At 62.7% G+C, this 13070-nt stretch carries 7 protein-coding genes and 1 pseudogene; 4 read left to right on the top strand and 4 right to left on the bottom strand.

Annotated features, from left to right (window positions below; genetic code table 11):
• Positions 1–194 (bottom strand): annotated as a pseudogene (locus M3I54_RS42245) (IS256 family transposase); the annotation flags it as partial.
• A 605-nt stretch (positions 195–799) separates the two neighbouring features.
• Here M3I54_RS42245 and M3I54_RS42240 point away from each other — a divergent pair.
• Positions 800–1096: an H-NS histone family protein gene (locus tag M3I54_RS42240; RefSeq protein ID WP_254346200.1), complete on the top strand. Its 297-nt coding sequence runs from the start codon at positions 800–802 to the stop codon at positions 1094–1096.
• Positions 1097–1156: 60 nt separating this feature from the next.
• Here the strand turns inward: M3I54_RS42240 and M3I54_RS42235 are convergent, their stop codons facing one another.
• The gene (locus M3I54_RS42235; RefSeq protein WP_254346198.1) at positions 1157–3592 is read right to left on the bottom strand and encodes a hypothetical protein; all 2436 of its coding nucleotides are present in this window, start codon (positions 3590–3592) and stop codon (positions 1157–1159) included.
• 73 nt (positions 3593–3665) lie between these two features.
• Entirely contained in the window at positions 3666–5237 is a 1572-nt protein-coding gene (locus M3I54_RS42230; protein ID WP_254316979.1) for a DASS family sodium-coupled anion symporter, read from the bottom strand.
• Positions 5238–5392: 155 nt separating this feature from the next.
• Between M3I54_RS42230 and M3I54_RS42225 the strand changes: the two genes are divergently transcribed.
• Positions 5393–6133 carry a GntR family transcriptional regulator gene (locus M3I54_RS42225; protein ID WP_254316980.1) on the top strand — a complete coding sequence of 247 codons (741 nt, stop codon included), beginning with the start codon at positions 5393–5395 and terminating at the stop codon, positions 6131–6133.
• A 1491-nt stretch (positions 6134–7624) separates the two neighbouring features.
• Here the strand turns inward: M3I54_RS42225 and M3I54_RS42220 are convergent.
• Positions 7625–10420, bottom strand: coding sequence for an autotransporter outer membrane beta-barrel domain-containing protein (locus M3I54_RS42220; protein WP_254346196.1), 2796 nt, complete (start codon positions 10418–10420; stop codon positions 7625–7627).
• Between the two features lie 491 nt (positions 10421–10911).
• On the opposite strand from M3I54_RS42220, the gene M3I54_RS42215 reads away from it, so the two are divergent.
• Both M3I54_RS42215 and M3I54_RS42210 read left to right on the top strand, forming a co-directional pair.
• Positions 10912–11157 carry an EAL domain-containing protein gene (locus M3I54_RS42215; protein ID WP_375541846.1) on the top strand — a complete coding sequence of 82 codons (246 nt, stop codon included), beginning with the start codon at positions 10912–10914 and terminating at the stop codon, positions 11155–11157.
• A gap of 315 nt (positions 11158–11472) precedes the next feature.
• Positions 11473–13040, top strand: a protein-coding gene (locus M3I54_RS42210) for an IS3 family transposase (RefSeq protein ID WP_254346194.1) whose coding sequence is annotated in 2 segments (ribosomal slippage) — positions 11473–11914 and positions 11914–13040 — 1569 coding nt in all. Because the reading frame shifts where the segments join, the coding sequence is not laid out codon by codon here.
• The last annotated feature ends 30 nt before the right edge of the window (positions 13041–13070 follow it).

Raw genomic sequence — 13070 nt, 5'->3', positions numbered from 1 at the left:
CCCGCCGGATAACCCAGATGGTGTCCAAGTTCGGCACCCAGCGCCCGCTCGATCAGCGCCTTCTTGAACGCGGCTGAAGCGGCGTGCACCGCTTCGGCGGTCATGGGTCCCTTCACGAACTGGTCGATCAGCTCCTTCGGAATGGACGGTAACGCTGTCTGCGCTTCGGTAGTTGTCTTGGGTTTGCGTGGCATACATGCTCCTTGAGCTACATGTTATGCCTTGAACACAAAATCTATGACAGACCCGTGCGCCAAAGCGCGACGCAGGAGTCGACGAAAATCCGCTCCTTGCGACTGCCCGCCGTCGCCAGGCGTCCAAACTCCATTGACCCAAGAGACTGTTCTTTAGCAGACCCGGCGCTGCAGCTCGAACTGCCGGGATTCGCGCGGAATTCAGACGGGGCCCGTATCGGTTCACAGGGTCTGCCACTAACCGTCCGATGCGGGGGGCCTTCTACCCCGGACTTCCTTTCTTGGCCGCCGCGGTGCGATGAATACCGGCTTGTTGCGCGAACATCCATGGCGTTCACCACGTTTGCTTGATGCTGCGCGTGAAGCATCTGGCTCTCCATGAATCCGCATGCAGCGGTAGCCGCACCGGCTTTGTTCCTCTCCATCGTGATTCACAACGCACGAGCGTTCGCCATTGTCGTTATGGTCGCGAGCCATCTCTATTGCCGGAAAATCCGCAGACACCAGCCTGACGCAATGCCCGGCGACCATCGTCCCGGTTCGGATCAGCGGCATGCGAAAGTCACTATCATGACCCAGTGGTTTCCATATGCGGGAGACGATTCGTGGCAACGTACAGCGAACTGAAAGCGCAGATCGCCGAGCTGGAGAGTCAGGCGGCAGCAGTCCGTCAGGAGGAGTTCGAGGCCGTCCTCGCCGATATCCGTGTGAAGGTGGCCGTTTTCGGATATACGCCACGGGACATCTTTGGGCGTCGCCGCGGCAGACCCAGACGTTCGGCTGGTCCGTCTCCGGCAAAATACCGCGATCCGGCGAGCGGCGCCACCTGGTCCGGCAGAGGGCGCGCGCCAAACTGGATCAAGGACGTCAGGAACCGCGACCGGTTCCTGATTCATAATTAGATGGCGGACTAAAACTGGGCTGATCGCTGCAGGCTCAGTTAACCTGCGCCTGCGACGAACTTATTCAAAAGTAATGAACTGCGCCGACGACCACACCTTGCTGTCGTTGCGCTGCCGCCCGAAGAAGTACACCGGACGAAAACCAAACGACGCGTTCTGAGCGGCAACCTCGACACTACCCGCCAGATCGACCGGCAACGGCCTGTCGGTCAGTCGCTCGACTGCGACGAATAATTCCGTGCCGCCGAGCGCATGTGTTGCGCTGCCCCGCGCAAGCAGATCCGCGCCGCTGACCTCGAAGCGAAACGCTGGCGCATGTGCGAACGGATTGCCTGCGAGCGGATCGCCGACCTTAACGAACCCGTCGATGGCGCCTTCGATCACGATGGTCGCCGCGGCCAGATTGCTCACGTCAATCTCGATGCTGTCCGCGTCGCCGTACGTGTCGCTGCTGAATTCGATGTCCGTTGCGCCAGTGCGCCACGCGGATTCCTCGACGTGTTCGAAGCCGTGCGAGCCAAAGTTGTGAATCGTGCCGTTGAGAATGCGGATGCGACCACGCCACGCCGCCCAGCGATACCGGTCGCGAATGCGCGCGCCGCCCCAGCGCACGCGGATCAGACGCTCTGCATAGCCGAGTTCCTCATGCAGGTTGCGCTCCCATATCAGGCCGCTGTGATCGTAGGCGGCGACGTATTCCCAGCCGGCGCGTCCGAGCAGGCGGTAATCGAGCGTAGCCGGGCCGCGCTGCCTGAACGCGTCGCCTTGCCAGTGATCGCCACTGCGCACGAGCAGCGCGCTATGCTCGCCTGTTGTCGCCCACGTGCGGCGTGCGCGTAAGGCCTGACCGACCGTGCGCCGGTCGAGCGTATCGGCGAGCACGCCCGTGAGTCCGCCATGTACGCCGAAGACCTGCACACCCGGCGCGCCGCCACCGGGACGTCCGCGGTGTTCGTCGCCGCTCGCAGCCACGCCGAGTTGATAGCCCCGCGCGATGACGTCCTGGTAGAGCCAGCCGAAGTGACCCCACGTCGAAGCGATTTCGACGAGCCGTTCGAGCTTCGGATGGTGCCAGTCCGGAATGTAGCGCCGCCCGCCAACGTGCGGCATGACGAGATGATGTTCGGCGTCGTCGGCGTAGGCATCCCACAGTTCCTCAACGGGCCAGCGACCGAGTTCGACCGCGTTGCCTTTCATGTCCTCGTTCCACACGAGTGTGCGGTTGTGCTCGCCGCGCGCGTTGTACGGAAAGCCGGGACGTTCGTCTCCGAGAAATACGACGTTGTGGTCGCCACCAGCCGTCGAACTGCCACACCACTCCTGCACGGGATAGACGACGAAGCGGCCGGGTTCGTTAAACTGATCGACGGCCTCGATGCCCAGTTGCCAGTTCGCATCCGTGATCTGGAAGTCGTTGGCCGTATAGCCGAGGATATCGATCCCACCAATATCGCGCGCGTACAGCGCGTTGTATGCAGGACTGTTGGTGCCGACAGTGTCGTGCGCATGGACGTGAAGGTCCGCATAGAACGCGCGCGGGGAGGACAGTGTGGCGTCGACCGTGAGCCAGGCAACGGCTGCGCGGATCTCCGGCCGTGCGGGCACGTCTGCGACGATGTACAGCGTGCCGCGCTCCGTTGGCAGATCGTCGAGCGCGAGCGTCGCGAAGCCCTGCGCCGGGAATGCATGCTCGCGCTGATAGACCGTTGTGCCTTCTGCGTCGCGGGCGATCACGTTGGCGATCAAATTGGCGACTACCGGCCGCGCATTCGCGTTCGCGCTCAGTTCGCGGCATGCGTTTCCCCAGCGATCCTGCAACGCAAGGCGAAACGGTGCGGCCTCGCCGGGACGCACGAAGCGCGGCCCGTTGAGCAGCACGTCCGTTGGATCGCCTGGATGGATGTCGATGGCAATGTCGCCAGGCACTGCAACGAAGCGCGACGTGCCCAGCGGATCGACGTAGAGGCGGAAGCGGAAATCGTCTTCGGAAAACGTCTGGATGCGCGTGCCGGGACCACGTCGGCGATCACCAAGACGGATCACAATGCGGTCGCCTGCGTTCAGATACCCGTCGACGACATCGACGATCACGGCTTTCTGGTACGGCCGCTCGTGGCCTTTCTGGTCGAAGCGCACATTGAGCGCTTGCACCGTGGCGGGACTCTGGCCCGGCACGAGCGGCGCCGCATGATACTCGGCGCTGATGTAGTTCGCCGCGGTGGGGTCGCTTGTCTGGAAGAGCGCCCAGTCCGAGTAAAACTTGAACGTGGCCTTCAGCCACCCGCCATCGGCAATGCCCGACGAGCCGACTTCGTAGTCGAGCACGACTTCTGCCCAACTGCCCGCTTCGAGTCGGGAAACGCTGCAACGCACGCTGCCGGCGAAGGGGCGCTGTTTCAGTTTTTCATAGAGGCCGGCAGGGGCGACATGATCGCCAAGGCGCTCGCGCAGGGCACGCGCGCGGGCGTGCAGACCGGTTTCGTTCGATTCGCTCATCTGGGGAGGGTGTCGATAAGGCGGGTAAAGGTTCGGGATCACGCGCCCGTGAGCATGCGAGTGCGCGCGAATCTCAATGCGCAAACGGCCAGGCTGCAGATGCGTCCCAGACGGGCACGCCCATGAACGCATACCACGGTGCGATCACGCATAGCCCGTACAGGATCGCAATCAGCACCGAGACCACGCCGACGCGGGCGTAATCGGCGGTGGTGAATGCGCCGCTGCTGTAGGCAATCACGCCTGCCGTGATCTGTGTGGGCAGCAGGTAAGCAAAGCTGTCGGTGTCGCTGACCAGCATCGTGAACGCGACCGGATGCAGGCCAAGGCGCGGAGCGAGCGCAAGCGCGATCGGCGCGATCATGGTGACAGCAGCGACGTTGGACAGCATGCCGATACGGATGATGTGCGTACCGGCCATGACGATGCCAATGGCGAGCCACCAGCCATGCCCGTGCGCGACGAGATAGATGTGATCGGCGGCCCATTGGGCGAGCCCCGACGAACTGATCGCAGAGGACAACGAGAGCGCGCCTGCGAGCAGAAACAGCGTGCCCCAGATCGTGCGCTGCTCGACTTCGGCCCAGCCGAAGCGCAGCACGCCTGGCGTGAACAGGATGGCAAGCGCGATCAGCGCGACGATTTCCGACGACAGGTGATGCAGCGGCTCCGTCGCCCACAGGACCGCCACGCCCGCGAACAGGACCAGCACCAGCCAGTCATTGCGCGAGGCAGGCGGGAGTGCGCGACGCATTGTCGCGATGGCGGCGCATCCGCCAGGAATCTGCACGGCGCGCGAGCGGAAATAGTACTGGACCCAGCACTGCGTGATCGCGAACATGCCCAGATACGGCCATTGGAGCTTGAACCACGTGAAGTATGAAATGTGGATGCCGAGCTGCTTTTCGAGCAGGCCTGACACGACCATGTTCGGCAGATGCGCCGTGAGAATGCACATGCCGCTGATCATCGCCCCGTAGACAAGCGACTGGATCACGATAGCCTTTTTCGCGGCACGCTCGCGCGGCGAATCGCCGAACAGCTGGACGATGCCGTTGGCGACGGGCAGCAGCGCGGCCGAGCGCGCATTCGCGGCCGGCACGACCATCGACATCACGAAGTTGACGGCGAACATTGCCCAGATCACGCCGTTGGCGGTGCGCACCTTCAGGCGCTCAAGCAGCGCCAGCGCAATGCGGCGGTCGAGGCCGCTTGCCTGCATGATCGCCGAAAAGAGGAAGGCTGCGAGGCAGAGGAACACGACGGGCGCCGCAAAACCGCTTGCGGCCTTCGGAAAACCCGGAGTTGCGTGTGAAAGCACAAGCAGCATCGGTATCAGTATGCCGCTCACACCGACGGGAATAGCCTCGGTCACCCAGACGATCGCGACCCACGCGACCACGGCGAGCGTGGCCTTGCCGGACGCGTCGAGTCCGGCGGGCGTCGGCATGAGCCACGCGAGCGCGATGAAGGCGAACCACGCCGCCACGAAGCCGAGGCGGGCACGCAGGAGCGCGGCGCCGCTGCGCGGGCCAGCGTGGCCATGAGCACCAGCAGGCACGGTTTCGCGCGTATGGAGGGCCTCTCCATCATGTGGTGGGCGCTCGAGCGGCGGCGCGTCGAGGATCTTGTCTGTCACTGTCATGCTTTCCTGCGTTCGTTATTCGAGGCGGTGCTGCTATCGTCGGTGGGTCTGGGTGGCATAATACGTATTAATACAAGATGGGCCATCCAATTGCTTTTCATATCGATATCGCGAATCGCGCACAAGGCGCGGCGCGAGCGCAACGAGGGACATCAATGATGCTGGTGCGGGAAGATGTGACGTCGCTCTATGAGCAGATCGCGACGACACTTGAGCAGGAAATCGGGCAGGGCATCTATGAGCCGTCGGGCAAGCTTCCGTCGGAAGCCGAACTGGGCGAGCGCTTTGACGTGAGTCGGGTGACTGTCCGGCTGGCGCTCGGCCGTCTGGTGGAGGCGCACGTCGTGGAGCGCAAGCAGGGCAAGGGCACGTTCGTGAAGCACAGGCGCCTGCAGCATCGGCTCGACGTGTTGCGCGGTTTTTACGACTCGCTGGCGGCGCAGGGCGCGCGGGCAAGTATGGAACTGCTGCGCATGGAAGCGTGCGCGGTACCGCCCGGCCTGCGCGAGACCTTCACAGCCGATGTTACGCATTGCGTGTATCTCGAACGCCTGCACCGCGTCGATGACAAGCCTGTCGCGCTCGCGCAGACCTGCCTGCTGCCCGAAGCAAGTGTCATTTCGCGCGAGGAGGCGCAAGCTCTCCCGTCGTACGAAATGCTCGAACGGTTGCCGGGTTGGCATATCGTCGATGCGGACATGACCATTACGGCGGTTGCCGCGACGAGCGATATCGCCGCGTATCTCGAAGTGTTGCCGCGCGCGCCGCTGCTCGTGCTGCGCCGGACCTCGCGACTTGCTGACGGGCGCGCGTGCGAGGCGACGGTGTTCCATATTCGCCCTGAGCGTTTCGATCTGGCGGTACGCAGCGGGCTTGAGGCGCGGGTGGTCGGATAACGACGCCAGGCACGAAGGTCACCCTGCGGGGGACCTTCGTGCCTGGATCATTGCCGATGTTATGGATTCCAAAAAATTTCGGCAACTGGCGTTGTGCGAACGCTCGCTACCAGGGAGGGGACGAGACTGGCGCAGTCGCGAACGCGCGGAATCTGGCCTGCGGCGTAAGCGTTGCCGTCGATCAGGATAGCCGTGTAATTTCCCGCGCACCATGACTGTGCGCGGCTGAATCGGACAATGCTGACTGCTCTCGAGGTCGGCCCGTCGCAGGTGATGCTCGATTCGCTCTCGCGCCTGATCGCCTTCGATTCTGCTCGTATACGACGGTCTGTCCGTGCCGTACCGTCTTCGCATGCTGGACAGCGAATTCGGCGCGCTATACAGATGCGCTGCATCGTGCACGCCTCTCGACACAGGCCGAAACCGAGCGGGAGGGAAAGGCGGGCGGGCTTCTGGAGATGTTGTAGGGTTGCTCGTGACGATATCGAAACATGGTTCCCATCTGCCGCAACTGCGGTTCCGCGACATTGCGGCGAACGGTCAGTCCGAACATCCGGTCGACATTCCTTGGGATGATCACGTCTGGATTCCTGGGCAACAGCAGCTGCCGTCAGACGTCCTTCAGGAGAGATCCCTGAATTCACCACTTGCTGTGACGCGCGCTCAACGATTCACGCTGCAGCGGCCCGTCGAACAGAGTGCCGGTTTGGGGGGGAAAGGGGGGGGGCTGAGGTGGGCAGCAACGTCTGCAGGAGGCAGACGTTTGGAAGCATTCGCCCGTGGCGCTTCTTCATGAGCCGAAGCTGACGGCGCATCTAGACTGGCGTGCTCGACAGTCGCAGGCTCCTCAAGGGATCTCGTTTCACCTGGGCGCGGACCGGCACCTCGGGGGATTATGATTTGTCGAGCCTGCCTTCCTCAATTCCACCAATTCGGCAGCTTCTCATCCGATGTGCCGTTGGGTGTGCGGAACCCATAGGTTTAGTACGCGCGCCCATCCTGGACCGCATCCTATACTTTGAGCGGTTCACAAATGGCAGAAAGATGACGCCCCTTTCGAAATGCCTGCCTTCGCAACGGCTCGTGTAACCCGGCAAACTGGAAAACCTCACTGTGCCGCGCAGGACGGCTCTTCGGCACTCCAGGACAGGTCCTTGTAATGCAGAGGGAATGAAATGGTTAGCAATCCGTCACATCTTTGCGCGTCCTGCAGTCTTCTGCTGAGTCACCCCGATTTCGATGTGACACACCCTCTGCGCGATGTCGGCGAACCGGCGTACCTCGGCAGCGTACGTCTCCAGTACTACCACTGCCCGGGCTGCGGAGCGGACTGGTGCTGTTCCCGCAGTCCTTTCCAGAACAGGGACGTTCATTGGACACTTCGCTGACGTCGTAAGGGTTCCGGGAATCGTGATGCTACCGTTGTTGCCGTCGTGGAGATGAGAACCGCTATCGTGGACTTCCGATGCCAGGACAAATCAGGTCGACTCCTCACCATGCGTAGCGACAACCGACGTCACCCCACACACCCTTCTGGCTGCCGGTTGACGATGAGTTGATCGAGAACTGGTAGCCGAACTGTCCATACAGGCTCCAGCGGGTATCGAGCTTCGCGCTCACGCCAGCCGCGACGTCCATGCGCGTGACTTGGTGTGCGAGTGGGACCTGGTCGGCTCCAGCGTAAACTGTCGTCGCGTGCGCGCCCCAGTCGCGCCAGATATTGGCGCGCAGATAGGGCTGCCACACCTGTCCGTTGGCGCGCTCGATGGTCCACTGACCGCGCACCCCGAGCCTGCCCGTTACGCCCGACGTCGATCCAGGATCAACCGGACCCAGTCCATCATCGGCATCGTCAAGTCCGACGTGCTGCCAGATGATCTGTAGCTGGGGCTCCAGCACGAAGTTCGGTCCGAGCGGAAGGTGAAACGGATAGCCCGCTTCGAGCGACGTGACGATCCCGGAGCCGGAGACAGGCAGACGCGCATACTGGGTCGTTGCGTCGCCGTCGTAGTATGTGCCTTGCAGCACCGCGTCGACATACCAGCCGCCCGGCCCGTAATGCGTCCAGTATGCGCCGCCGGAATAGGCGTTCAGGTTCACCTTGCCGGTGTGACTCAAGGCGTATGCTGTGGCATCGGTATTGGTGACGAGTCCATCTACGTCGACATTGCCGTTACCGTAGGCGAAATAGACGCCGCCGGCATCGTGATGGCCGGGGATCAGACTGCCACGCCAGAGATCGAGCCCAGCCTGCACGCCAATCACTGAGCCGTTCGCGCGCGCATCGGTAAAAGTCTGGTAGCGGTTGTCAACCTGCTGGCCGAACGCGCGCGCCCACGCCGACCGGGCGACGCCGGTGGCGTTCGTGCCGCCCGCCCCATCGGAGAGTGTGTCGCCAATACGTTCGTGCATCGTGCCGAGCATCGTGACGCCCAGTTGCCGCGCGAGCGGTTGCACTACCGAATACGTCGCCACCTCCGGGCCGATGACGGGGTATTCCCCGTCGGGCAGTGCGGGCGGCAGCGGGGTCTCCGGCAGCACATTTTCTTCCTCCCACGGCGGCTCAACGGCGCCCTCGGACGGCTCCTCGGGTCCAACGACGAACGTCGAGCGCAGGAACCAGTCGTCCGGGGCGCCCCCAGCCAGGCCGCCTCGATGAAGGCGGTAGTCGTAAGCCCCTCCGCGCGCCTCACCTGCAAGTTCAAAAGCGTTTGCCTGCGTGGTGCCGCCGTCGGTTGCCACGACGACCGGTATGCCGTCGGCTTGCGTGAGCGCTCCGGTGCCTCCGGCGTTGGAGATCGCGAGCTTCGAGGTGCCGCTCGCAGCGCCTCGATCAATGACCAGCTTGTCGGACGGTGAGCCGTCGCCGCCAAGCACGGTATCGAGTGCGAGCGTCCCATTCTGTCCGGTGTACTGTGTCGTGGTGAGCGTGGTTCCCGGGTCTCCCGCCAGGCGCACGAGACCTGCATTGACCAGCGTCGCCGCGCGCTGGTCGAAGCCGCGCAGGTCCATCGTCCCGCCGGACGTCACGGCATAGTCCGAGTTCTGGCTGAACGCGTCGACCGCGCCCGCGGCCAGCGTCCCGCCGGAGATGGTCGTTGAACCAGCATACGTACTGGCACCGGTCATGACTGTCTCGCCACTCAGGACATCGACGGTGCCCGTGCCGGAGATGGCGGCAGGAAACAGGTAGTTGCCGCTGTTGTCCGTGTGGTTGAACACGAGCCTGCCGTCGCCGTTACCGAATGTGACATTGCGGCTGTTCAGTGCGCCTGGCGCGACCGCCGTGGCGCCGGCAGGCGCGCCGATGTTTAGCGTGCCGGTGGAACCGACCGTCTGCGCAATTGCGACGGACCCCGCCGTGACGCTCGCCCCGTTCGAAATGGTCAGCGTTCCCTGAGCGCCGCTACCAAAAAAGGCATACCCGACGTTGAGCGCATTCGTCACCGTCAATATGGAGCCCGCGTCCATGATGTTCAGCGTGCCGACACTCTGCGGCCCCGCGCCGAGATAGACGTTCCCGCCCGCCTCGACCTGTCCGCCGTCGGAAATGTTCAGGACGCCGTGACCGGCATCGCCGACGAACGCATCGCCGCCGATTCTGAACGTCGAGCCTTGACCGGAAACGTTGACGTTGCCCGTGCTCCCGGTGCCGCCGGCAACGTCGATCGACTGCCCGATCGTGGCCTGGCCACCGTTATCGATATTGACTGTTCCGCGATCGCCGTCGCCGAGCCCGACGTAAAGAAACGTCGCCACAGACGCGCGGGACGCGGGTCCGGTAACCGTCAGTGAGGCCGTGGCAGGATTGGGGATGCCATAGCCCACAGCGACATAACCGCCACCGCTATTGACGAGTGTGGTGAGTGTCCCGCCGTTTTCCACGGTCAGGGAACCATTGCTTCCGGTCGCCGCGCCGTCGCCAATACGAACGATCCGTGAGGTTGCAGCGAGTGCGTCGATAACCGTCGGATGGTTCGCAAGCGTGTTGATGTAGGTAATGTTGGTGTGGAAATCGGGCACCAGATGATTGCCATTCGCGTCGGTCCAGTTGCTCAGGTCGAACCAGCTGGACGAATTTGCGCCGGACCAGTAATTGTTCACCGCGGTGACCTGCGCCAGCGCGACGCCGCCTTCGATATTCGCCATGCCAGCGAATGCTGCGAACATCCATGCCCGGTGTCTGGAGCGGTACGGACAGGCTCTCATCAGGTACCTCCCAATGATACTTGGCCCGGAATGAAAATCACCACCATGCAGATAATGTTTGTGAATATCGGGATGCATTCTGATTTTCCCGAACGTTCAATCGAATCCGCACACCATCATTCCGTTGGCTCCCTGATTAATTCGGATACCTACATGAGACGTAGATTGAAGCTGTCGTGTTGCGGCTGTGACGAACGACTTGTCGTCGGCAGCGCACGTTGAGTTTCAAGGATCGGGTCGCCGCGCGAGCCCGCGACGGCGGGCAAATCGAAGCGCGAAGGTGCTGCCGATCCGTTAAGGGCAGATCGTGGCCGCACGCGATCCGCCCACAAGTCACGGACTTGAAAATTCCAGATCCCTGACGGACACCATACCGTATGAAATCAAACAATGATTACGCTTTGAATTCCCTTGCACCAAAGGCTCCAGCAAAAGGAAACTGAAAAAATGCGGGGCGCATAATCGTATCTTTCGGCGAGATCTCATTATTGTTCTGATCATGAAGTGTTATAGAGCGAGATTATCAAGTCTTCAATAATTCCTTTTCGGCGTTAATAGGGAAACGTTGACTGGTTTGTCCAGGCTTTCACGAAAACCCCATACCGGTCCTGTTTCTAGGTGTCTGGCGGGATGTCGCGAAGCACTACGGGTTACAGGTCATTGCGGAAGGTGTTGAGACGGAGAGCCAGCATGTCGCGTTGCGCGCAGCCGGAGTGCCATTCGCCCAAGGATATCTCTATCAGAGGCCAGTGACTGCGGAGCAACTGGCGCTGACGCGACCTCTTCTTGAACCAGCTGATGGCCGGCTTGGGTGATTTCTGCCAAACGCCTGGAAAGCGAAACAGTTCCTGATGTTGCTCGACCGCGCGTGGGCCGTTGTTCAAGAGGACAACGGCGATAGCGCCGCCGCGTCGCCCGACATCTGCCGCCGTTCGTTGTTGAGCGATTTACTCGACCTTGCGCCGCCGTCTAGCGACAAGATGGTGAAGGGGGTAAGCAGTTCTCGCCGGTCAATGAGGCCGGTGAACGCATCATGCGCGGCTTGCTCCGACAAACGCGCCGACCCCCCGCGTCACAATGGTTGTCGCCTCGATAGAATTGGAATCTGGGGGCGATAAAGAGAGAACGAGTTGGCGCGTTACGGACAGACATTCAAGGACAGAGCGGTGGCGCGGTTGCTGGCGCCGGAAAGCGCATCAGTGGACGAGGTTGCGCGAGAGATCGGTGTGGGCGCGCAGACGCTGGAGCGCTTGCGCTGTGATGCGCTGTCCATGCCCGCTCGCGAGCGGGCATGGACAGCGGCCGCCCGTTTCGAGGCGGTGTTGAACACGGCAGCGATGGACGAGACGGCGCGCAATGCGTGGTGCCGTGAGCATGGCGTGTATCCGCAGGAGCTGGCCCAGTGGCGACAAGCGGCCACGCAGGCGCTGGCCGAGCCCGAAGAGGCCCGTGCGAGTCCTCAGCAAACGAAGCAGGATCAGCGCCGCATCAAGGAACTCGAACGCGAATTACGGCGCAAGGAGAAGGCGCTGGCCGAGGCAGCCGCGTTGCTGGTACTTTCAAAAAAAGTCTCGGCGATCTTCAACACGGACGAGGGCGAGGACGAATGATTGGCCTCGAGGATCGCCAGCAACTGGCCCGGGAAATCGATTCGGCGAGACTGGCTGGCGCACGGTTGCGCCTGGCCTGCGAGGTCGCGGGAATTGATGTGCGCACCTTGCAGCGCTGGAGGGCCCATCAGGGGCTCGTCAAGGGCGACGCCAGGCCCGGCGCGATACGCCCGCCGCCTGCGCATGCCCTGAGCCCAGAGGAGCGGGCAAACGTACTGCGCGTAGCCAACGAGGCGCGCTTTGCTGACATGCCACCGGCGCGAATCGTGCCGATGCTGGCCGACGAAGGCGTGTACATCGCCAGCGAATCGACCTTTGCACGCGTGCTGCGCGAGCATGGACAGATGAGGCGCCGTGGCCGTGCCAGAGCTCCTTCGGGCGCCCGGCCGCCGACCACGCACGTCGCAACGGCGCCGCGCCAGGTATGGTGCTGGGACATGACGTTTCTGCCGGCAACGGTAACGGGTCGATGGTTCCATCTGTACCTGATCCTGGACCTTTACAGCCGCAAGATTGTCGGCTGGGAGGTGCACGACAGCGACGCTGCCGAACACGCCGCTCATCTCGTGCGTCGTACGGCGCTCTCTGAAGGCATTGCCGCTCTTGAGACCCGGCCGGTGCTGCACGGCGATAACGGTGCGACGCTCAAGGCCACCACCGTGCTGGCAATGCTCCACTGGTTGAGTGTCAAGCCGTCGTACTCACGCCCCCGTGTCAGTGACGACAACGCCTACGCCGAGGCGCTCTTCCGAACCGCGAAGTACCGGCCGGAGTTTCCGGCCACAGGCTTCGAGGACCTGAACGCTGCTCGCACGTGGGCTACCGGTTTCGTCCAGTGGTACAACTTCGAGCATCGTCATAGCGGCATCCGCTACGTGACGCCTGCGCAGCGTCATGCAGGCGACGATCGTGCGCTTCTCGCGGCACGGCACGCACTGTACGCGAAGGCGCGTGCATGCAATCCGGCTCGCTGGTCGCGTCACACGCGCGACTGGACACCGGTTGATGCCGTGACGCTTAACCCCGAACGTGACACCGTCGTCGAGATGGCGTCGATCGGCGCGAATAAACAGCCTTTGGCTGCATGAGTGAGGCGACAACTACCTTGACGCGCGCCG

Origin of the sequence: Paraburkholderia sp. CNPSo 3274 (assembly GCF_024206475.1) — a bacterium.
GTDB lineage: Bacteria > Pseudomonadota > Gammaproteobacteria > Burkholderiales > Burkholderiaceae > Paraburkholderia.
The sequence above is the reverse complement of the archived record's forward strand: the minus strand, read 5'-3'. Positions and strand labels throughout refer to the sequence as shown.